Raw genomic sequence first — 21,431 nt, 5'->3', positions numbered from 1 at the left:
TCGTCGTCCTCCGCCCCGTCATCGGCCGCCGCTTCATGAGGGAGCCTGCCCCACCCCCTCTCTATCAGGCTCTCGATGGTGTCTCCTGGCCTGTTCTCGTCACGGCGATGGTTCAAGGCGAGCATGTCATCTCCTATGCAAACGCAGCCTTCAGCGCCATGTGCGGCCATCCGATCGCGGATCTCGTCGGCCGCGACGATGCTGTCCTCGACGGCTTAAAGACCGATCGGAGCGTCAAGGCGGACATGCAGGCCGTCCTCACGGAAGGCCGAGGCATCCGCCGCACGATTGTGACCACTCGAAAAGACGGGACGCCTTATCGAACCGACGTCTCGATCGACCCTATCCGAGATGCCTCGGGGCGGGTGACGCATCTCATCAGTATCTATCGGCCGACGGACGTGACCGGTGATCCCGCTGCAACAATTGGAGAGGTCGACACAAACCTCCCAAGCGTCGCGGAGCATCTTCCGGGATACATCTATCGCTTGATCATGCGAAGCGATGGGACAATCGATACCGTCTATCGCAGCGCGTCTGTCGCTCAGATGCTTGGAATTGATAACAGCCAAGTCATGCGAACCTTCGACAATCTTGTCCACCCGGACGATCACGACGCGGTCTATGCCGCAATCCGCAAGTCAGCAGCCGGCATGTCCGTCTTTCGGGAAGAGTTCAGGCTCGTCGCTTCCAACGGTACTCTGCATTGGCTTCGCAGTAGGGCGATGCCACGCCGCACGCCCAACGGCGAAATCGTATGGGACGGCATCGCGATCGAGTCCAGCGCCGAGGAACGGTGGGAGAGCGAGATCGCGAACCAAGCGTCTCGTGATCCGCTCACGGGCTTGCTGACCCGCGCGGCGTGGCTGCAAGCGCTCGAGTCGGAACTGACGGCAGAGAGGTCTGAATCCGCGACTTGCGCTGTGATTTGTAGCGACATTTCGGCCTTCAGTGCGCTCAATGAACGGCTCGGCCAGATCGCCGGCGATACGATCCTGCGCGAAACCGCGAAGCGACTTGCCAAACTCGCCGCCTCGATCGGTGGTGTCGCGGCCCGTCTTGGTGGCGACGAATTCGCGATCATGATCCCCGACTGCGCCGACCAAGAGTCTTTGTCGCTCTGCGTCGGCTCGTTGCGCGAGGCGTTCGCGCAACCGATGCAGATCGGGACGGAGTGGCTGACGGTTCTGACCTGCATCGGTGCGACCTTCCACCAGCGGCTCGAGACCGAGACGATGGCCGACAAAGGGATCGCCAGCGAAGTCATGACCCAGGCCGAACTCGCGCTTCGCTGGGCCAAGCAATCCGGCCGAAACACCCCGATGCTCTATTCACCCGAGCAGGACGATCGTCACCGCAACGAGGCCGTCCTGGCGCGCTCGCTCGAACATGCGATCGCCAACGACGAACTTGAGCTCCATTACCAGCCGCTCGTCGAGCTTGCGTCCGGCCGGATCGTATCTGCCGAAGCTCTGGTGCGATGGAAGCACCCGACGCTCGGGATGCAACGACCGGATCGGTTCATTCCGCTTGCCGAGACATCGGGCTTGATTGTGCCGCTCGGCCGATGGGTTCTCGAACAAGCCTTTCGCCAGCATCGGCTCTGGACGAGTGCCGGGTTGGCGCCCCCACCCGTGGCCGTGAACGTGTCCGGCAATCAATTGATCGAGCCGGGATTCGTCGCCCTCGTCGCAGAGGCTCTTGAAAGCCAAGGGGCAAATGCCGCGAATTTCGAAATCGATTTGACCGAAGGGTTGTTGGTCGAGCCTTCGCCGCAGATCATGGCGTCGCTTCACGCCTTGCGGACCATGGGATTCACGATCGCGATCGACGATTTCGGCAGCGGGCATGCCACTTTCCGCTACCTGCGCGATTTTCCCGTCGATAAGCTCAAAATCGATCAGATCTTCGTCCGGAAGCTCGTGCTGGAATCAACCGATGCCTTGATCATCCGGGCGATCATTTCCTTGGCGCGGAGCATGGGAATAGCGTTGGTTGCGGAGGGTATCGAAACCGACATGCAGCGCGCATTTCTGCAGCAAGAGGGATGCGCCGTCGGGCAGGGATATCTGTTCAGTATGCCGCTTGTCGCCGAAGATTTTACGTGGATGCTAGCCCATAACGTGAGACTTCCAATGCGAGGCCCCGTGGAGCAAGCGTTGCCCGGATCACCAACGGGACCGGACGCCGTCACGGGAGCGCAACTAGGATGAAGATGACGGCATCGGATCATGGAACCGTAGAGGCGCGCGGCAGGGCGATCTCGAAAGTCGCGACGGGCATTGCCGGGTTCGACGAAATCAGCGGTGGCGGCTTACCGAAGAACCGGTTGACGGCTGTTGTCGGGAGTGCCGGTGCCGGCAAGACCGTGTTTGCACTCCAGACCCTTAAAAATCGCCTTGCCGACCGCGGCGAGCCGTGCATCTTCGTGACCTTCGAGGAGCCGATCGATCGCATCCGCAGCAACGTCGCCTCCTTCGATTGGGACGTCGATACGCTCGAGTCCAACCAATTTCATTTTATCGATGCCCGCATTCCCGACGACGCGGTCGTGACGGGTGCGTTCGATCTCGCGGGCCTGCTTGCCGGTCTCAGCGCGTTGATCGTCGAGACCGGTGCGCGAAACGTCGTCTTCGACGGCATCGACATGCTGCTCAGCAGCCTGAAGGATGAGCGGCTGGAGCGGCAAGAATTGCTGCGCCTCGATAGCTGGATCAAGCGGTCGGAGATTTCAGCGATCGTGACCGTGAAGATCTTCGGGGCTGGAGACCGGGACCAGATCCGCGCCGACTTTCTACAATATATGACCGACTGCCTCGTCATCATGGCCGAGATCGTCACCGAGACCGGATCCTCGCGCACGATTCGCATCGCTAAATTTCGTGGGTCCGGTTTTTCGGGTAATCCGGTTCCGGTCGTGATCGGCGCGTCTGGGATCGACGTCATCGCGTTCAAGGGCATACGGGTCGGCTACCCCACCTATACAGGCCGCGTATCCTCCGGAGTTCCGCGGCTCGACGCCCTGCTCAACGGCGGCTATCTCCGTGGGAGCAGTACCCTGATTTCGGGCTCACCCGGAACCTCGAAGACCAGCCTCGGCGTCACATTCGCCTTCGCGGCCTGCGAGCGCGGCGAGCATGCGGTCGTGATCAGCTTTGACGAGAGCGGGGCACAGATCGTCGCCAATATGCTGTCGATCGGCATGAACCTCACGCCGCATATCGAGTCCGGGTTGCTGACCATCGTATCGTTTCTCTCGTCCGGGCGCAGCCCAGAGGAGCATTTTGTCGCGATCCGCAACGTGCTGGCGACGCGTCATCCGAAGTGCCTCGTGATCGATCCCATCTCCGCGCTGATGAAAGCCGATTACCCGTTCTCCGCAATGATCTGCGAGAGCTTGCTCGATCTCGCCAAATCCCAAGAAATTTCCGTCGTCTGCATCTCGCTGCTCGATCAGGTGAGCGGCACCACTGAGTTGTCGGCAAGCCAAATTTCGACGATCGCCGACACGTGGCTGCACGTGTCTTATGTGGCGCGCGACGGCGAACGCAACCGTGCTTTGACGATCGTCAAATCGCGAGGGACCGGACATTCGAACCAGGTTCGTGAATTGGTGCTCGACGCGTCGGGGATCGATCTGGTCGAGGTCTATGTCGCGGAGGGAGAGGTGCTGATGGGCAGCGCTCGAGCCCAGAAGGAAGTCGCCGTCAAGCGGCTCCACGTTCTCGAACAGATCGCCGCGGAGCGTGCGCGTCTCTCGCTCGATCGGCAGATTTCGGAGGCCCGCGCCCATGTCGAGGCCGCGAACCTCGAACTGGGCTGGAAACAGAAGGAGGTGGACCTGTTGATCGCGTCAGAACAGAGCCGCCTCGAAACCAGCCGAGTCGACGCGATCGATCGATTGAGCCTCCGCCGGGGCGACGATGACGGACCGGTCACCGAAGGCGGAACCACCATCGTTCCCGTGAACCCGAGATGACGGTCGAACCCGCCGACATGCCCGACCGTCGCGAAAAGGTGCCCGGCGAAGGCCGTCCCGAGACGCTGGCACGCTTGACCCTCTACGTTGCACGAGCGACGCCGAATTCTCAGCGCGCGGAGATCAATCTCGCGCGCGTGATGGACGTTCTGCAGGGCCAACTGCTTGTACCGTCGCTCGACATCGTCGATGTGTTCTCGCAACCCAAGCGGGCGCTCACGGCCGGTGTCGTGGTAACGCCGACCCTCATCGGCGTGAACGCGCATCAACGGATCGTGTTGATGGGCGATCTGGCCGATCATCTCCACTTATTGGGCGTCATTCGCGATCTTTGTCTGAAAGACGCCGCGCCGCCAGGGTAGCCGAAAGAGCGCGATGCGGATGCTGGCGCAGATCATGCGAGTCAGCCCTGAGCGCGTTCTCGGATGCTGCTCATTGAGTTCTACTGGTCCGACCTTCCACGCACGGCGAGACGAGGGGAGGGTCGCGGCCCCATCTCTTGGAGAAACCCATGCAGCTTTTGGACAGCACCTACGGCAAAGGCCGCGTCCGCGTCATGCGGCTGTCGGGCGATGGCGACCATCGCGAGGTTCGCGAACTCACGATCCAAGCCATGCTGACCGGCAATATCGCGCCGGCCTATGTCGAGGCCGACAACACCACCACCGTGTCGACTGATACGATCAAGAACGTCGTCAATGTGGTGGCGCGCGAGCAACTCGAGGCGGGTCCGGAAGTCTTCTGCCGTGCCGTGGCCGTGCGCCTTCTTGAACAATATCCCGGCATGACCGGCTCCACGGTCTCGGCTCGGGAAATCCGCTGGACCCGCCTGACGGTGGATGGCGCCCCGCATCCACATGCTTTCACGCTGGAGGCCAACGGCCAGGGCACCGCCAGCGTCGTCATGGATCGCAACGGCGATCACGTCACATCCGGGCTTTCGGGTTTCACCTTTCTCAAGGCGACCGCCTCGGGGTGGTCGAACTACGTGAAAGACACCTACACGACGCTGCCCGAAACGCAGGACCGCATCCTTGCCACCAGCATGGACGCAACATGGCGCTGGTCACGCGATCCCAGCGATTTCGCGACCGCCAATGCCCGCGTCGTCGCGGCTTTTATGCGCGTCTTTGCGACGACATACAGCCATAGCGCGCAAGACAGCATGTATCGCATGGCTTGCGCGGCGCTCGAGGACGTGCCCGAGATCGAGAGCATCCGGATGGCTTGCCCGAACAAGCATTACCTGCCGGTCAACCTCGGTGCATTTGGGCTGGATAACCCCAATCGCGTGTTCACCTCGACCGACGAGCCCCATGGGCAAATCGAGTGCACCGTCGGCCGGTAAGGCGGTTTCGCTAGAGGCTCGATTCGTCGAAGGCAACACCCCGATCGCGCAAGCGGGCGGGCCTCGCAAATTGCACGAGCGGCTTGCCGTGACGCGCCGAAGGCGCGACATGCGCCTCGACGCCGAACACATCCCGGATCATATCGGCCGTGATGATCGCGTCCGGCTTACCGGCGCACACCACGCGGCCGCCTTTGAGCACGACGATCGTGTCGCAGAACATCGCCGCGAGATTGAGGTCGTGCAGCGCCACGATGCTGGTGGCAGGCAGATCGGCGACAAGCGACAGGATCTCGAGCTGGTGCTGCACGTCCAGATGGTTGGTCGGCTCGTCGAGCAGCAATTCGGTCGGTGTCTGAGCCAGCGCCCGCGCAATCTGAACCCGCTGGCGCTCGCCGCCCGAGAGGGTCGTCCAGGGCTGATTGCGACGGCCGTCCATATCGACGTGGACCAGCGCCGCCTCGATCGCCGCCCTGTCGATGTCCGTCATCGGGGAGAGGGGTCCCCGATGCGGCGTGCGGCCGAGCCGAACCACATCGAGGACGGTGACCTGAGCATCGGTGGTGGCCTGTTGCTCCACGAGGGCGACCCGCCGGGCGATGTCGCCATGCGACAGGGCCGTCACGTCGACCTCGCCCAAGGTGATGACGCCGCTGGCGACCTTGCGAAGGCGGCATATCAATCGAAGCAGGCTCGACTTGCCCGATCCGTTCGGTCCGACGAGGCCGAGCATCGAGCCGGGCGCGACGTCCAGTGTGACATCATCAACGATGATCTTGCCCGACACGATCCAGCGGACATTCCTGGCCGCGATGCTCACGCCGACACCCTCGACCGATAGAGAATGAACGCAAAGGCGGGCGCACCGAACAGGGCCGTGACGACGCCGATCGGCAAGACCTGCTGCGGGATGATGATCCGGGAGATGATATCGGCCAGCACCATGAAGATCGCCCCGATCATGACCGAGGCCGGCAACAGGCGCGCATGGCTCGGCCCGACGAGGAAACGGGCCGCGTGCGGGATGACGAGTCCGACGAAACCGATCGACCCGACGAGGCTGACCATGGTGGCGGTCATCAGCGCCGTGAGACCGAACAAGACCACGCGGACGCGGGTGACCGGAATGCCGAGCGAGGCGGCCGCATCCACCCCGAACGTGAAGGCATCGAGCGCGCGTGCGTGGACGGTGCAGATGATGAGGCCCGCCACGGCGACGGGAGCCGCCAGATACACATCCGGCCAGCGAACGCCTCCGAGACTGCCCAGGAGCCAGAACATGACGCCGCGCGCCTGTTCGGCACTCGCCGAGGTGGTGACGATATAGGACGTGAGGGCATTGAAGAGCTGCGATCCAGCGACCCCGGCCAGGATAATTCGATCGCCGCCCCCGCCGGAGCCCGCCGCCAGGATCGCGACGAGCATGACGGCCAATACGGCGCCGAGGAACGCGCCGCCCGACAACGAAAGAAGGCCACCGCCGAAGCCGACGATCAGCACCACGACGGCCCCGGTGGACGCGCCGGCCGAAATCCCCAGCACGAAAGGCTCGGCCAGAGGATTGCGGAGCAGAGCCTGGAGAATCGCACCGCAGAGCGCGAGTGACGCGCCGCAGGATGCTGCCACCAGCGCGCGGCTGAACCGATAATCCCAGATGATGCCTTCTTGAATGGGGCTGAGCGGAAATGCGGTCCCGAACAACTTGTTGCTCACGGCCCCGAGCGTCGTGCCCAGCGGGATCTTCATTTCGCCGATCGACACCGCAACAGCGATGACGCCCAGAAGCGCTACGGCCGCCACAACCAAGAGCCCGACGCGGCTTGCCCATGTATCGGTAATGATCCGCGGGTCTATCACTGAGGCTGGCCGAGCGCCTTGATGCCGTCAGCCAACGCTTCGAGACCATCGATGGTCCGCATCGAGGGGTTCATCGACATCGCATCCAAGACGACGAAACGCTTGTTGCGCACGGCGTCGAGATGGCTCACGACCGGATCGGTCCCGAGGAACTTCAGCTTGACGTCCAAAGCATCGGCCGGAAAGCGGCGACGATCCATTCGAGCGATGACGATCACCCGAGGGTCGGCCGCCACAATGCTTTCCCAACTGGCCAGCGGCCATTCATCCTCCGTCGTGATGACGTTCCGGACGCCGAGCGCCTGCATCATGAAGGCGGGAGCACCGTTCTTGCCGGCCACGAAGGCGTCGCCTTTCACGTCCTTGCTGGAAAACCAGAACACGATCGGCACGGCTTTGGCGTTGCTGCCCGATGCCGTCGCCACAGCAGCGGCCTCGCGCTTTTTGAGGTCGGCGATCAGCGCGTCGCCCCGGTCGCTGATATCGAAGATCGCGGCCAGTTCGTGGATCTCCTGATAGACGAGTTGCATCGTGAACAATTGCTTGCGGACGCCGTCGCCGCCCGTCGTGTTATCTTTTTCGACGCAATCGGCGGGCGACACATAGGCCAGGATCTTCAAGTCCGAGAATTGTTCGCGCTTGCCGACGCTGCCGTTTGGGCCGATGTGCCACTCATATTGTGCGGCGACGAAATCGGGCTGCTGCGCCACGACGGCCTCGAAACTCGGATCGTTATCGGCCAGACGTTTGATCTTGGCATTATCGGCCTCGTAGGCTTTGAGCACAGGCCCGAACCAGACCGCCGTCCCAACGATTTTGTCGGCTAGACCGAGCGCAAGCAGCGTTTCGGTCGTGCTCTGGCCGATCGAAACGACCCGCTGCGGGGCCTTGTCGACCGTCAAGGTCGAGCCGCAATTCTTGATCGTCAGGGGATAGATCGTGGCTGCTGCAGCCGGAAACGATGCCCCTCCAACGATGGCATAGGCAAGTGATCCGAAAACAGCGAACCGCAATCGTCGTTGATTGAACAAGGCCATGATCCTTACTTTTTTGGGCGCCAACAAGCCGCACGGCGCGAGCCAGCAAGGCCGCGACCGCTGGGGTCGAACGAGGGGTGAGACAAGACAGAGAGCGGGATCTTCGCCGGCGTCGCGGCACGCGACGCACGATCGGCCGGTCTGCTACGGCGTCAGCGAAACGCGCCCATCAAACGCGAGGCGGTGGCGCAATCTCTACGGATTGGGGTCGAAGAAGGCGGCGTCGAAGCTGCATCGCAATCGCTCCTGCGTCCGGACAACCCCGCCCGGATGATGGATTTCACTGCGACGGCAGGTCTCCTGGCTCGCGGATCTTGGCTGTTCGACCTGCCTTCCCGCTTGCGCCGGTGACGGAGCTTGCAGTGGCATGATGTGATGACACATCACCAAGGGCGTCGAGCGATCCGCCGACAGTTGCGGGGGCAGCCATGGATTTGGCGCGAGCCTCACCATGTTCCCTTTTAATCCCTCTCGGGAACCGTCAAGCTTGATCATAGCTGTCCGTTCGATCATCGGTCAATCGGGCGGCTCGAAGCAGAAGGCACCGCATCGCAGCCGAAAGTGAAGTCGCCGCGATAGTTATATTATAACATTTTTGGACACAAGGGGGACTTCACAGAGCGATCGTTGGTTCGCACACTGAATGACGCGCTCACCCTGGCCGGTCGGCTTCACGCCTCGCCGGACCGTTACCGTGCCATCGGATCGGAATGCTGTCGATCGTGGCTCAACGCCTCAGCAGGGCAATCACGGCATCGAAAATCGTGAAGCCCGCGACCGGAGCCAAAAGCAACATCAGCAGATTGAAGAAAATCAGCCAGATCACGATCTTTTCCTGGCGCTTGGTGATGCGGACTTTCCGCGGCTTGGGTTCCCACGGTCCCGGATGGGGAAACTGGTTCTGAAAGTCGACGAACAAGGGTGACCTCCCACCGTGCGCCTGATCAGATGCCCGATCCCGGCATCGTCCGGCAGGAGCTCACTGTCGAGGAATCAGACATCCTCTGCCTGCTCCCGCAATTTAGAACCAACATCGGTTGAAACGACAGGGACTCGTCGTCGCAGGAGCCCGGACGATGTCGCGCGATCGACCGAACCGCGCGCATCACTGACGAACGGTGCTGCAAAAGCACTGCCCACATCGCAACGACACGCGTGTCGGAAAGAGGCTTGACCCGAACGCGACAGGCTCGTCAAATTGAAGCTGATGGTGCCCGCGAGGGATTAAAAGGGAACGTGGTGCGGGCGGTAACGCCTTTGCCGCGGCTGCCCCCGCAACTGTAAGCGACGAGCTTCCTTCACAATGCCACTGGGCTGCATGGACCCGGGAAGGCGAAGGCTGCAACGACCCGCGAGCCAGGAGACCTGCCATCTTGGACGTCAAAGCAGAATCGCCGGGCGGGGTGTCCTGGTGTGCGAACCCCAATGTCATGGGGCCAGTTTGCGATGACTTGCAACGTCACAAGGCAGCATCATCCATGTTAAATCGAATCAGGCAACTCCTCGACGAGAGCAGCCCCGATCTTAAAGGGCGTCTCATCGCGATCTATGTCGTCCTCGCCATCCTCAACGTTGGAGCTTGGATCTGGGCCTTTATCGCCTTCCATGACAATCCGACCCTGTTGGGTGTGGCACTGGTGATCTACGGGCTCGGTCTCCGCCACGCGGTCGACGCGGATCACATCGCAGCGATCGACAACGTCACCCGCAAACTCATGCAGGATAACCAGCGACCGGTGTCGGTCGGCTTCTTCTTCGCCATGGGTCACTCGGCCATCGTGGTCATCGTGGCGGCTCTCGTCGCGGTCGCGACCGGGGCGCTGGCGAGCTTCCAATCGTTTCAGGCGGTCGGCGGCACGATCAGCACCAGCATATCGGCGCTTTTCCTCCTCATCATCGCGGCAATGAACATCGTCATCTTCGCCTCCATCTACCGGAGCTATAGGCGCGTCCGAGCCGGAGGCGTCTATGTCGAAGAGGATCTCGACATCTTGTTGGGCAATCGGGGCTTCCTGGCTCGAATCTTCCGTCCAGCCTTCAAGCTGGTGACCAAAAGCTGGCACATGTTCCCGCTGGGATTCCTGTTCGGACTCGGTTTTGACACGGCGACCGAAGTCGCGATGTTCGGCGTCTCGGCGGCTCAAGCCGCCAAGGGCGTCCCGCTCACCGCCATTATGGTGTTTCCCGTACTTTTCGCGGCAGGTATGTCGCTGATCGATACCACCGATGGCGTGATGATGCTTGGCGCCTACAACTGGGCTTTCGTGAAACCCATGCGGAAGCTCTATTACAACATGACGATCACGCTCGTCTCCGTGATGGTTGCGTTGCTGATCGGCGGCATCGAGGCACTCGGATTGATCGGCGACAAGCTCGACCTGAAGGGCACATTCTGGGACGGCATCGGCGCGCTTAACGACAACTTCAACAATCTCGGTTTCGTCATTATCGGCATCTTTATCGCGGCCTGGGTCGTGTCTTACGCGGTCTACAAGATGAAGCGACTGGACGAGTTCGATGTCGCCCTCTCGCCGAAGCCTAGTCACCAGTCGTGACCGCCGGCGCGGCACCAGTACCATCAAAGGTCGCCGCGCCGTGGTCGTTGCTTCGTGAGACAAAGCGTCCAAGGTGCAGCCGGAGGATTGTCTTGACAGGTCACCTTCTCTGGTTGCGTCTAGGCGTGTGACAGCCTTCCGAAGCTCATCGATGCGGCACGCGATTGCCGCACTTTTGATGATCGTCCTGACGCTTGCCGGCGTCGGACGAGCGCTGGCGGCTCCCTCCGATCTGATGCCGTCCTTCGGGTCCATCCCCGGCGTCGCAATGCCGATCTGCCACGCGGACGGCGGCGGTTCATCATCGAACCCGAGCGACCCGACGCATCACGACTGCTGCGATCAATGCGCTTTGTCGGCGCCGATCCTGACCTCCAGCGCCCCATGTCCGACCATCGTCACACCCGCCAGCCATGCCGTTCTCCGCTCGGCCGTCGTGTCCTGGGCGGCCCGTCTAGCGCGTGCGCGCTCGCCCCGCCAACCGCAGGGGCCTCCGTCCGCGTGACCTGAGACACGCCAACGGTTTTCTTTTCTGTCCGCACCATCACCCGGCCGCTTCTCGAGCAGCATCGGAACACTCGCGTCGCGTCGCGGCTCGTGTCCGGTGACATCGCTCGACGCAGCGTCTGCGCTTCGGCGACCGGGTTGGTGTCGGGTAACTCAGGACATCTCCCATGCATAAGGTTCACGCGGCCGGCTTCGCTGTGCTCGCATCTCTGTCCCTGCTCTCCAGCGCGCCCGCTTCGGCGCATGACGTGAAAGTCGGCGATCTCGTCATCGAACACCCTTGGGCTCGTGCGACGCCCGGTGGCGCGCAAGTCGCCGGCGGCTATCTCACGATCATCAACACGGGCACTGTCGCCGATCGCTTGACCGGCGGGTCGCTCGAGGCCGCGACCACGGCCGAGTTTCACCAGATGTCGACGACCGACGGCATCATGACCATGCGCCCGACCGGCCCACTCGACATCCCGCCCGGTGGCCGCCTGACCCTCGATCCGTCGTCGAAACACATCATGTTCCTCGGCCTGAAAAAAGGCCTGAAAAAAGGCGAGACGATCGGGGGCACTCTGGTGTTCGACCATGCCGGGACGGTGACGGTGAGCTTCGATGTCGAGGGCATGGGCGCCAAGGGACCGTCGCAGACGCCATCTGTGCAACCGAGCACGAAGGCCGGTCATGCAGGGCAATCGATGCCCGGCATGGACATGGACTGAGGGGGAGGAAGCCCGTGTCCAAGACCTTGTCGCTCGACGCCGTGCCGGCGTCCGCTCCCCGCTCGTCGCTCTATCGAGCGATCTGGCGCTGGCATTTCTACGCCGGACTGCTGAGCGTCCCGTTCATGATCCTGCTGGCCGTGACCGGCTCGCTTTATCTCTTCAAAAGCGAGATCAATCACACGGCTTTCGCCTATCGCAATGTGGTGAAAGCGGAGGCGACGCCGATGCAGCCGCCGAGCCGCCTTGTCGACAAAGCGTTGGCGGCTGTCCCTGCAACACAGCTGAAATCCTACGCGGAACCCGCCAGCCCAACCGCGTCGGCCCTCGTCACGCTCAAGGGAGATGCGGGTAAGACCCTCGTCTACATCAACCCCTATACGGGCGAGATCCTCGATACGGTGAGTGCCAACAACGAGTTCATGTTCGTGACTCGCAAGCTTCATAGCCTCGTTTATTTCGGCACTTACGCGAGTTACGTCATCGAGGCGGTCGCCGGCTTCGCTCTGGTCCTGGTGGTGACAGGCTTCTATCTCTGGTGGCCACGCCGCCAATCTGGCGGCGTCATGACGGTGCGTGGCACCCCGCAGAAGCGCATTTGGTGGCGGGACGTGCATGCGGTCACGGGCGCCTTTGCGGGCGTCGTGATCTTCTTCCTTGCCTTCACCGGCATGCCCTGGTCGAAGTTCTGGGGCACCCACATGCAGGATTATGCCTCGCAGGCGGGGATGAATTATCCGCCGGCGCTCTGGGACGACGTGCCGTCCTCGAGCATCCCGATGAGCGAAGCGACGACCAAGCCCGGCTGGGTGATGCAGACGGCGCCCGTGCCGGCCTCGACGCCGACGAAGACGCCCCCGATCGGTCTCGATCAGGCCGTCGCCAACGCTCATGACCTCGGCATCATGCGCGGGTTCGAGATGTCGGTCCCGGGCGACGAGACCGGGGTCTACACGGCCGCGATCTATCCGGCCGATCTTGGCCAGGAACGGACGATCCATTTCGACCAATATACCGGTAAGCCGTTGGTCGATCTCGGCTTCAAGGATTACGGGCCGGTCGGCAAAGCGATCGAATTCGGCATCAACGTCCATATGGGCCAGCAATGGGGCCTCGCGAACCAACTCGTCATGTTGGCCACCTGTTTCGCCATCATCCTGTCGTCGGTCGCGGCCGTCGTCATGTGGTGGAAACGCAGGCCGGTCGGTCGGCTCGGCGTGCCGCCCTACCCCGCCGAGACGCGTGTCTATCGGGCACTCTGGATTGCGGCGGCGGCGCTCGGCCTGCTGTTCCCGCTCACGGGGCTCGCCATCCTGTTGATGCTGGCCTTCGATCTCCTCGTCATCCGCAGCATCCCACCGCTCCGGCGTGCTTTCGCCTGAGATCCAAAGGGCCGCGAGCGTCGCGGTCCGGTTTCTGAGCCGCCAGACGTATCGCGGCCCCTCGCTTCACCCTCACGCATGGAACCCCACGATGACCCGCTTCAATCTCACCCTCGCCCTCTCCAGCCTGTGCCTGATCGGGGCTGCGGCCCCGGCTTTCGCGCATGCTCATCTCACCTCATCGGTCCCGGCCGCCGGCAGTCGCGTCGCAGCCCCGCCCACAGAACTCGAGCTGAAATTTTCCGAAGGCTTGAACCTAGCGTTCACCGGCGTTTCCGTGAAGGAACCGGGCAAGACTGCCGTCACGACCGGCAAGGCGTCTCTCGGCGCAGGCGACGACACGACCTTGACGGTTCCGGTGTCCGACACGCTCGCGGCCGGCACCTACACGATCGATTGGCACGCCCTGTCGACGGATGGCCACAAGACCCACGGGACCTACATGTTCACGGTCAAGTAAACCGCTCAAACGAGCCGCATCGATCATCATCGGTGCGGCTCGTTTGACCGGGCCTATGCACGATATCATCGCTGACCGGCAACGGCAGCATCGTCCTCTTGTCCCTGTTTCGCCGTTGAAGAGAGCCTCCATGCCGCGTTCGACGTTCATCTTGCTCATGGGTCTGTTCTGCTTGCTGGTTATAGCGGGCGTCACCGCCATTACGGTGCAGCAATGGTCACCCTATTCGAGCACGCGCGTCGGTGGGGCGTTCTCGATGACGGAGATGACCGGCGACCCGGTCACCGAAAAGACGATGCTCGGAAAACCGACCGCCATGTTCTTCGGCTATACCTATTGCCCCGATGTCTGCCCCACGACGTTGCTGACACTGACCAACGTCATGCAGCGGATGGGAACTGACGCCAATCGGCTCAATGTGGTGTTCGTGACGGTGGATCCTCAGCGCGACACGGCCGAACAGATGAAACTCTATCTGTCGTCCTTCGATCCACGCATTCGTGGCTTCATCGGCACCGAACAGCAGCTCGCGTCCATGGCCAACCGCTACCACATTCCGTATCGGCGTGTGCAAACCGAGGGTGGCGGCTACAGCATGGACCATTATGCTGGCGTTCTGCTGTTCGACAAGACGGGCCGGCTGGTCGGCGAACTGCCCTACGAGGAGCCCGAAACGAGTGTCTTCGCCAAGCTCGAGACTCTCGTGCGGCCCGACGCCTGCGTGAAAGGGGCACCGCCCCGCGTCGACCTCTGGAGCGGCGTCAGCATGAACGATGTGTGTGCCAGCTAAACCGCCGGCCGGCCGGATCCGCGGGCCGTGAGCCCAGACGTCGCCCTCGCTGTTTGTCGCTTCGGGCATGATGCGGCCGCCCTCGCTCTCTGGGGCCTCTTCGCATTCCTCTGGGCGCTGGTGCCACAGCCTGTCACGACCCCTGTGGCGGATCAGCTCGCCGGGTTCCGGGTCACATCGATCGCCATTACGGTCATCACGACGCTAGCGGCGTTACCGCTCCAAGCCGCCATGATCGGCAATGGCTGGCCGGATGCCATCGATGTCTCGACGCTCCGAGCCGTGCTGTTCGAGACGAGCGTCGGGACCGCCTGGATCGTGCAGTGTCTCGCCGCGATGATGCTGACTTTGACAGTGGTGCGACCAGCCGGCCTGCGCTGCGGCGCCACGGCGCTCGCGTCTGGGCTCGTGGTCGCATCCATCGCGCTCAGCGGCCATGCGGCTATGCACGAAGGCGCTCTCGGCCTCGCGCATCGGCTGAACGACATCACTCACCTGCTCGCCGGCGGCGCATGGGTTGGTGCACTGTTTGCACTACGGCCGCTGCTGCGCGCCCTCGACGATCCAAAGCTGCGACAGGACGCGGGGCTCGCGCTGCGGCGGTTTTCGACCGCCGGGCATTGGGCGGTCGCACTTGTCATCGGCACCGGTGTCGCTAACACGGCGCTCGTCCTGCAACGATGGCCACTCGACTGGACCTCGCCTTATCAGGCTCTGTTATCGGCGAAAATCGGCCTAGTGCTGGTCATGACCACGATCGCGCTCGTCAATCGGTATGTCATCGTGCCCCGGATGGCCGCCTCACGACACAGCGCGATCGGCGCTTTGCAACGCGGCACACTGTTCGAGATCGCGCTCGGCCTCGCCGTCATCGCGCTCGTCAGCATCTTCGGGCTGATCGAGCCGAGCTGACATGAGATGAGGGGAGATGAGCCGGTGTCGACCGGAGCCAAACCGTTCAGGCTTGCGTCGGCGTGATCTGGTCGTAGCCTCTGGCGCGATACACGAGCGTCGACACGATCCAGCTTGCGATGAAAAGCCCGACGACGACGAAGCCGAAATTCGCGAAATTGTCGTTCAGATCGCCAATCAGCGCCCAAAAGCCGCCATCGAGCCCGAGCTTGTCGCCGATCAGCCCAAGCGCCTCGACGCCACCGATAAAAATCGCGACCACGACCGAGGCGGCCGTGATCGTGAGATTATACCAGAGCTTGCGGATCGGGTTCACGAAAGCCCAACCGTAGGCACCGGTCATCAGCACGCTATCGGTGGTGTCCATCAGCGACATGCCGGCGGTAAACAGCGCCGGAAACACCAGGATCGTCCAAAATGATTGACCTTGCGCGGCCTGCGTCGCCGAGATGCCGAGCAGCCCGATTTCAGTCGCCGTATCGAAACCGAGCCCGAACAGAAAACCAATCGGATACATGTGCCACGAGCGCGAGACGAGCCGGAACATCGGACGGAAGATGCGCGCCAAAACACCGCGCCCGGCCAGGAGGCTATCCATCTCCTCATCCAGAACGCGCTCGCCCCGCCGGGCTCTGGAAAACGCCGACCAGATGCCGCGAAGGATGAACAAGTTAGCGAGACCAATCACCAGCAGGAAAGCCGCCGATATCGCGGTGCCGATCACGCCGCCGATGCCATGAAATTCTTCGAGCCGCCCCTGCATCGCCGTTGCGGTCGCGGCGATCGCGACGGAGGCGAGGACCACGATGGTCGAATGACCGAGCGAGAAGAAGAAGCCGACCGATAGCGGCGCCTTCCCGTCCTGCATCAGCTTGCGAACGACATTGTCGATGGCGGCGATGTGATCCGCATCGAAAGCATGCCGCAAGCCGAACGTATAGGCCAGGAACGCCGTCGCGAGCAGCGCCGGGCGATCCGAGAAGGCGATCCAGGCCCAAACCCAGGCCGCGATATTGGCCGATATCAGCAGCGCATAGATCAAACCGGCTTTGGCGCGACCTTGCGGGCGATGGTCGTCGAACGGGTTCAGGAACACGGCCTCTCCTTCAGTTGCAAACCATCTTGCACGAGAGGCGGCGCCGCGGCGACCTGCGATTGACGCATTGACAGCGCTTTTCGTCGCTGCGCGCCAGCGGTGTCCTGCTCGCTCTCAAGGGTTCCGACACCGGATGGCGATGCGACTGATTGCGGGACGGACATAGACATGCCGAGCACCGCCGGCCCGAGCGGGACGCGCCGCGCTTTCCGCTCGATCGTCACTCGCGACAGGCGCTCGCTGCTCGCATCGAGGCTGACTGCGACGACCCCGTCTTGGCGCGTGCCCTTAGGGCTGAACGTCGCGCATGTAGGCGGTCCGTGCGGTCACGGCACTGTTCGTATAGTCGCTGAACACGCCGTCGAGGCCGAGCCGGAAGAAGGTCAGATATTCCCGTTGGGCGTCGCCAGCATAGGTCGCCGCGAGATATTTCTTCTCGTTGCGGAACGTGAAGGCGTGAACGAAGAGGCCGGCCTTGTGGGCATCGGCGATGACGCTCGTTGGGGCCTGCACCTCGGCCTGGGTGGTCGACGGCTTGAACGCGCTGCCGTCCGTATTCTTGTCTTTCCACGGCACGATCTTGAGCGGCAGGATCTGCGGCTTCCATGGCCCGATGCCATCTGCATAGGTCTTGATCTCGGCCAATCCGTCCGGCGTCAGCATCGCATCGAACCAGCGCGGATCGCCCGCGACCGTCCAGTCGAAGGGGCGGCTGTCGGTGATCTCGTTGTAGACGACGCTGCCGGTTTTAAAATCGGTGTCGTAGCCGTCGATCAACTGCACGACTTTTGTCTTCAAGCCATGCGCCACGAGATATTTCAAACTGCCGGGCTCGAAGCTCTGGACGAAGATCGGCGCGGTTTTGGAATTGAGGCCGTTCTGCTCGATGATCTTGATCATCGCATCCTCGAGCGGGTGGCTGCCCGGCTGGCCGCAGCCGTTAGCGATCGCCTGCTCGTCGTTCCAGGTCGGGTTCTTGCTCTCGGGGTAGGTCGAGATCACGCGCCCGGTCTGCAGGCTCTTTGCTTTGGCGATGTCGACGATCTCTTGGTAGGTCAGGATCGGGAACTTGCCATTATAGACGGTCGGCCGCTCGGACGCAGCGTCGTAGGTCGTGCCGCCGAACCAGTCCTTGAGCTCCTTGACCGTGAAGTCGGTAATCGACCAATCACCCGTATGGTCCTCGCCATCCACCACCAGCGATTTCAGGACCGATTTCGGGTCGCGCGGGTCGGTCAGGTCGGTTAGATATTCGGACGGGCCACTCGTGGCGGTTTGCGGCCATGCGACCTTGACCATCAGGCCCGGAACGGTCCGCTTGCGCGCCATGACGTCGGGGTTGGACTTGGCCACCTCGGCCACGTTGGTGTTGTCGCTCAGCCAGGGATTATGCCGGGCCACGAGGACGCAATCCTTGGTGAGGTGCAAATCCTCCTCAAGCGCATCGGTGCCGAGATCGGACGCGAGTTCATATGAGGGCCGCGTCTCTTCCGGCATGAGGCCGGGGAGCCCGCGATGGCCGATCACCAACGGCGGCTTTCCATCGAGAGTCCGCAAAGTTTCGGCGGCTCTCGCGCCGACAGAACACATGGTGATCGCGGCCATCATGGGGGCCATCAACCAGATCGGGCTCGTCTGTCGCATGAGTCATCCTCCGTCGGACCCGTTGCCTAGCAGCGGCGGATGAAGCTTGAATGACCCATCTCGGCGGCAAGCCAGCCAGAGGCTCCCTGAAAAGAGCGGCTGATGGGAGGAGATCCCGCCGTCTACCTGACGGCCGCGGCCGCGCTGCGGACCACATGGCTGATCACCGCAAACTGTCCGACAAGGCGAGGGCGGAACTCGGCGACACATGAGCCGTTGCGATCAGGACGGTTTCGGTTCACGCATCGGACCCGCGCAGATGGCGCGATCAGGAGGCTTCTCATGACCGATCCGAATGAGTGGCTGAAACGGCTCATCACCGATGCACTCGCCCGCACACCGGAGCCCGCCAACGACACGGGTGAGCCGGAGGACCCGGCGATCGAGCCCGCCGCGGTGTCGCTGATGATCACGCGACAGCAACGCGCTCGCTTACGCGAGCTTGGCTGGACCGACGATCAGATCCGCGAGATGACGCCGGACGAAGCCCACCGGCACCTCGCCGTCTAACGCCAAAGCTGCTGACGAGGATCAGCTCGGATCGGTCACCGGCGTTCCAACCTCGACACCCTGGTTTTGACGTCCGAGCGTGACAGTGCCGTATCGCCTTGCGCTTCGGACCGAGCGCGCGATTGCGCCGGTTACACGGCGGGAGCAGAACCCCGTTCCACAGACAAACCGCATGATGGGTCCGAAACTGACGGCCGACGGTGTTCCGACGAAGTAGAGACCGCGCAGACTGGTCTCGAAACGGTTCGACAACGTCGGATAGCCGTTGGTGCAGGCGACCGCCGCAACGATGTCGTGATCGAGAAAATCGAGCCGGGCGAGGTCGATGCGATAGCCCGTCGCGGCCACGATATGGTCGGCCTCGATCGAACGATCGACGCCATCGCTGCGGACCGTCACGCGCAAACGGCCCTGGACGACCTCGCAGCGGCTGATCGTGGCATTGAGAATCTGAGCGACATGCGCCTCGATCGTCTCGCGCACCGAAATCGTCGGAGACGGACCGAGATAGCGACGCACGACCATGGCGCGGAAGTCGGCCGGCATCTTGTGGAACACGAGCGCGCCCTTCCAGGCCAGCACCTTGTTCCACCCCGGCCCGAGCGGCGTCATCGGCGCCTTGATCGCGTGAAACCAGCGCCGCTTCCCGTTGATCGGTGGAAACCGCAGCGTCGCCCGTCGAGCCACGAGCGTCGCACGGGCGCCGGAGCGGTGCAGCGCAGCCGCGACATCGACAGCCGATGATCCACCGCCCAACACGATGACGTCTTGTCCACGCAGATGCGTGAGATCCGCCGCCTCGCTGCTGTGGGTCATGAGGCTGGGCGGCAGCGTCGCGATCGCATCCGGCACCGAGCCGAAGCGGCGCAACCCCGTCGCCACGACGACCTGTTCGGCCTGCACGACCGAGCCGTCATCCAGCGTCAGCGTAAACCCGTCGGGCGCGCGCGCGAGATTGCGGACGAACTGCGGCTCGAGATGCGGCACCAACTCGCGTTGGAACGCTTCGCCATAAGCTGTGAACAGTTCCACCGGCAACGGCATCTCGAGCGGATCATAAGCGAGACCCTGCCGCGCACAGAAAGCCTTCAGGGTCAGTCGCTCCTCCGGATCGGACAGATCCGTGGCGGCGGGTGCGGATTTCAGGAACATCCCGGAGGGCATACCGGTCGACCAGGTCTCCATCGACCGCCCGAAGATGCGATGACCGATCCCTGCATGGTGGAGATGAGCCGAGATCGACAGCCCATAGGGGCCGGCCCCTATGATCGCGACGGGAATATGTTGCAGCATCGTGAGCCCCTTCGTCGTCTGAAACGAAATTTGTGAATGTCCGACACGTGCGGCCCGCGCGGCCGGTTAGCAGATCAAAAATGCGCCCCATTGGCGGTCAGCGTCGGGCCAAACGCGCGCTGAAGGATCGTCAGCACCGTCGGAAAAGGATCGACCGCCAGATACCGCAGCATGGCAAAGTCGTAGGTCGTCAGCCGCCAAGGCATGAAAAGATGCGCCGCGAGCGCACTATAGGTCATGACGGTTACGTCGCGCTTGTCTTTCGCGTCTTGCCTGGAACCAATGTTAATCGCCAGACCTTCTTTGACGAAGTTGATGCCGATGATCGACGCGAAATGAATTCGATACCAGAAGCGCGGATTACACTCGATAAAGCAGATTTCCCCGGCGGGGTCGCGCCTGATATCAAAGCCGATGACACCATTATAGTTGAGATGACTGATGATCGATAAAGCGTTTTCATCAATTCGACTATCATTGATGAATGTCACACGACGCTCTGTCTTGATATACTGGATCGAACGGACGATGACGCCATTGTCGCAGAGGTAGAAGGCACAAATATCCTGGCCCGGAATATAGCTTTGCGCCACCATCGGCGTGTGGTCGAAATGTGCGGGCAGATCTTCAATCCGATTAATCTTGCTGATCCCGGCGCTGCCCCACAGAGACAGCGGTTTCAACATCAACGGGAAAATCAATTGACTGAGGCCGTTGGAAAATTGGAGTTCTTTCGGCGTCGCAACATGGCGCGTGGGAGGATGCGGCACCCCAAGTTCCACGCAGAATTCCGCGAAGCTCCATTTGTTGTCGAGAAGGTCGAACACTTTGCTCGACGGTACAGGAAAATGCCGCGTCGTCAGTGAGGCTCCATGAACCGACAGAAACCGCGTCGTCATCGGACAACTCGGCAAGATGCAGGAAATATCAAAATGCGCCGCAATTGCATTGATTTTCTGAACATCTTCAAACACAAAATCCGAAAACGACCCCTCGATCGGAATATATTTTTTACATGAGTTCGAGATTTTCAGATTTGCGGCGTCAGACGTTCCGAGCACAAATATTTCATCTCCACTTGCGGCCGCGCATCGCATGACGCGATAAGGCAGCCGAAAACTTTCCGCAAGCAGAAGAAGTCGACGTTTCTTGCTCATCTGGCAGCTCGGTGATCGCGAACGTTCATGATTTTGACCTGCCACGCTATACTTGGGGTCATCTGTATCTAAATTGATATTTAATAATATTTATGAGCAACGTATGTTCATTGACCGAGACACTCACGCTTGGCGAGATCGCAAAGGAGTATCAATCAAATGAGGTATGGCCCGGCGCTCGTTCTTTCGGATTA

20 protein-coding genes and 2 riboswitches are annotated in these 21,431 nt (G+C 61.9%); of the genes, 12 read left to right on the top strand and 8 right to left on the bottom strand.

Features of this window, described 5'->3' with window-relative positions:
• Positions 1 to 35 precede the first annotated feature (35 nt).
• The 4 genes from EY713_RS08300 (at position 36) to pucL (ending at position 5,327) form a co-directional block, all read left to right on the top strand.
• Positions 36 to 2,213 carry a putative bifunctional diguanylate cyclase/phosphodiesterase gene (locus EY713_RS08300; RefSeq protein WP_131114377.1) on the top strand — a complete coding sequence of 726 codons (2,178 nt, stop codon included), beginning with the start codon at positions 36 to 38 and terminating at the stop codon, positions 2,211 to 2,213.
• Between the two features lie 2 nt (positions 2,214 to 2,215).
• Complete coding sequence (gene kaiC, locus EY713_RS08295) at positions 2,216 to 3,979, top strand: circadian clock protein KaiC (RefSeq protein ID WP_165491063.1); 1,764 nt, start codon at positions 2,216 to 2,218, stop codon at positions 3,977 to 3,979.
• Entirely contained in the window at positions 3,976 to 4,341 is a 366-nt protein-coding gene (locus EY713_RS08290; protein WP_131114375.1) for a circadian clock KaiB family protein, read from the top strand. The genes kaiC and EY713_RS08290 overlap by 4 nt, the downstream gene beginning before the upstream one ends.
• Before the next feature lie 149 nt (positions 4,342 to 4,490).
• Entirely contained in the window at positions 4,491 to 5,327 is an 837-nt protein-coding gene (gene pucL / locus EY713_RS08285; RefSeq protein WP_131114374.1) for a factor-independent urate hydroxylase, read from the top strand.
• A gap of 10 nt (positions 5,328 to 5,337) precedes the next feature.
• Here the strand turns inward: pucL and EY713_RS08280 are convergent, their stop codons facing one another.
• From EY713_RS08280 to EY713_RS08265, 4 genes are all read right to left on the bottom strand, one after another.
• A complete protein-coding gene (locus EY713_RS08280; RefSeq protein ID WP_131114373.1) occupies positions 5,338 to 6,147 on the bottom strand; it encodes an ABC transporter ATP-binding protein in 810 nt (269 codons plus the stop codon).
• Positions 6,144 to 7,181 carry a FecCD family ABC transporter permease gene (locus EY713_RS08275; protein ID WP_245572988.1) on the bottom strand — a complete coding sequence of 346 codons (1,038 nt, stop codon included), beginning with the start codon at positions 7,179 to 7,181 and terminating at the stop codon, positions 6,144 to 6,146. Before EY713_RS08275 ends, EY713_RS08280 begins: the two co-directional genes overlap by 4 nt.
• Positions 7,181 to 8,215 carry an ABC transporter substrate-binding protein gene (locus EY713_RS08270; protein WP_425374347.1) on the bottom strand — a complete coding sequence of 345 codons (1,035 nt, stop codon included), beginning with the start codon at positions 8,213 to 8,215 and terminating at the stop codon, positions 7,181 to 7,183. The genes EY713_RS08275 and EY713_RS08270 overlap by 1 nt, the downstream gene beginning before the upstream one ends.
• A gap of 279 nt (positions 8,216 to 8,494) precedes the next feature.
• Positions 8,495 to 8,719, bottom strand: a riboswitch (cobalamin riboswitch).
• Between the two features lie 229 nt (positions 8,720 to 8,948).
• The gene (locus tag EY713_RS08265; protein ID WP_131114371.1) at positions 8,949 to 9,140 is read right to left on the bottom strand and encodes a hypothetical protein; all 192 of its coding nucleotides are present in this window, start codon (positions 9,138 to 9,140) and stop codon (positions 8,949 to 8,951) included.
• 272 nt (positions 9,141 to 9,412) lie between these two features.
• Positions 9,413 to 9,608, top strand: a riboswitch (cobalamin riboswitch).
• 91 nt (positions 9,609 to 9,699) lie between these two features.
• Between EY713_RS08265 and EY713_RS08260 the strand changes: the two genes are divergently transcribed.
• The 7 genes from EY713_RS08260 (at position 9,700) to copD (ending at position 15,537) form a co-directional block, all read left to right on the top strand.
• The gene (locus EY713_RS08260; protein WP_131114370.1) at positions 9,700 to 10,776 is read left to right on the top strand and encodes a HoxN/HupN/NixA family nickel/cobalt transporter; all 1,077 of its coding nucleotides are present in this window, start codon (positions 9,700 to 9,702) and stop codon (positions 10,774 to 10,776) included.
• Positions 10,777 to 10,927: 151 nt separating this feature from the next.
• Positions 10,928 to 11,281: a hypothetical protein gene (locus EY713_RS08255; RefSeq protein ID WP_131114369.1), complete on the top strand. Its 354-nt coding sequence runs from the start codon at positions 10,928 to 10,930 to the stop codon at positions 11,279 to 11,281.
• A gap of 169 nt (positions 11,282 to 11,450) precedes the next feature.
• Positions 11,451 to 11,993, top strand: a complete 543-nt coding sequence (locus EY713_RS08250) for a copper chaperone PCu(A)C (protein WP_131114368.1) — start codon at positions 11,451 to 11,453, stop codon at positions 11,991 to 11,993.
• 14 nt (positions 11,994 to 12,007) lie between these two features.
• Positions 12,008 to 13,375 (top strand): PepSY-associated TM helix domain-containing protein, encoded by a 1,368-nt coding sequence (locus EY713_RS08245; protein ID WP_245572944.1) that lies wholly within the window; start codon positions 12,008 to 12,010, stop codon positions 13,373 to 13,375.
• 91 nt (positions 13,376 to 13,466) lie between these two features.
• On the top strand, positions 13,467 to 13,835 hold the full coding sequence (gene copC, locus EY713_RS08240) for a copper homeostasis periplasmic binding protein CopC (protein WP_131114367.1): 369 nt from the start codon (positions 13,467 to 13,469) through the stop codon (positions 13,833 to 13,835).
• A 130-nt stretch (positions 13,836 to 13,965) separates the two neighbouring features.
• Positions 13,966 to 14,625: an SCO family protein gene (locus EY713_RS08235; RefSeq protein WP_165491062.1), complete on the top strand. Its 660-nt coding sequence runs from the start codon at positions 13,966 to 13,968 to the stop codon at positions 14,623 to 14,625.
• A gap of 27 nt (positions 14,626 to 14,652) precedes the next feature.
• A complete protein-coding gene (gene copD / locus EY713_RS08230; protein WP_131114365.1) occupies positions 14,653 to 15,537 on the top strand; it encodes a copper homeostasis membrane protein CopD in 885 nt (294 codons plus the stop codon).
• A gap of 46 nt (positions 15,538 to 15,583) precedes the next feature.
• Here the strand turns inward: copD and EY713_RS08225 are convergent, their stop codons facing one another.
• Together EY713_RS08225 and EY713_RS08220 are read right to left on the bottom strand one after the other, a co-directional pair.
• Positions 15,584 to 16,633, bottom strand: a complete 1,050-nt coding sequence (locus tag EY713_RS08225; RefSeq protein ID WP_131114364.1) for a HoxN/HupN/NixA family nickel/cobalt transporter — start codon at positions 16,631 to 16,633, stop codon at positions 15,584 to 15,586.
• Between the two features lie 288 nt (positions 16,634 to 16,921).
• Positions 16,922 to 18,277: a glycerophosphodiester phosphodiesterase family protein gene (locus EY713_RS08220; protein ID WP_131114363.1), complete on the bottom strand. Its 1,356-nt coding sequence runs from the start codon at positions 18,275 to 18,277 to the stop codon at positions 16,922 to 16,924.
• Positions 18,278 to 18,559: 282 nt separating this feature from the next.
• Here EY713_RS08220 and EY713_RS08215 point away from each other — a divergent pair, with 282 nt between their 5' ends.
• Positions 18,560 to 18,787 (top strand): hypothetical protein, encoded by a 228-nt coding sequence (locus tag EY713_RS08215; RefSeq protein WP_131114362.1) that lies wholly within the window; start codon positions 18,560 to 18,562, stop codon positions 18,785 to 18,787.
• Positions 18,788 to 18,808: 21 nt separating this feature from the next.
• On the opposite strand, the gene EY713_RS08210 is transcribed toward EY713_RS08215, so the two are convergent.
• Both EY713_RS08210 and EY713_RS08205 read right to left on the bottom strand, forming a co-directional pair.
• Positions 18,809 to 20,080, bottom strand: coding sequence for an NAD(P)-binding domain-containing protein (locus EY713_RS08210; protein ID WP_131114361.1), 1,272 nt, complete (start codon positions 20,078 to 20,080; stop codon positions 18,809 to 18,811).
• A gap of 74 nt (positions 20,081 to 20,154) precedes the next feature.
• Complete coding sequence (locus EY713_RS08205) at positions 20,155 to 21,237, bottom strand: ATP-grasp domain-containing protein (protein WP_131114360.1); 1,083 nt, start codon at positions 21,235 to 21,237, stop codon at positions 20,155 to 20,157.
• Positions 21,238 to 21,431 lie beyond the last annotated feature (194 nt).

Source organism: Lichenihabitans psoromatis (assembly GCF_004323635.1).
In the GTDB taxonomy this organism is placed as follows: Bacteria; Pseudomonadota; Alphaproteobacteria; order Rhizobiales; family Beijerinckiaceae; genus Lichenihabitans; species Lichenihabitans psoromatis.
The sequence above is the reverse complement of the archived record's forward strand: the minus strand, read 5'-3'. Positions and strand labels throughout refer to the sequence as shown.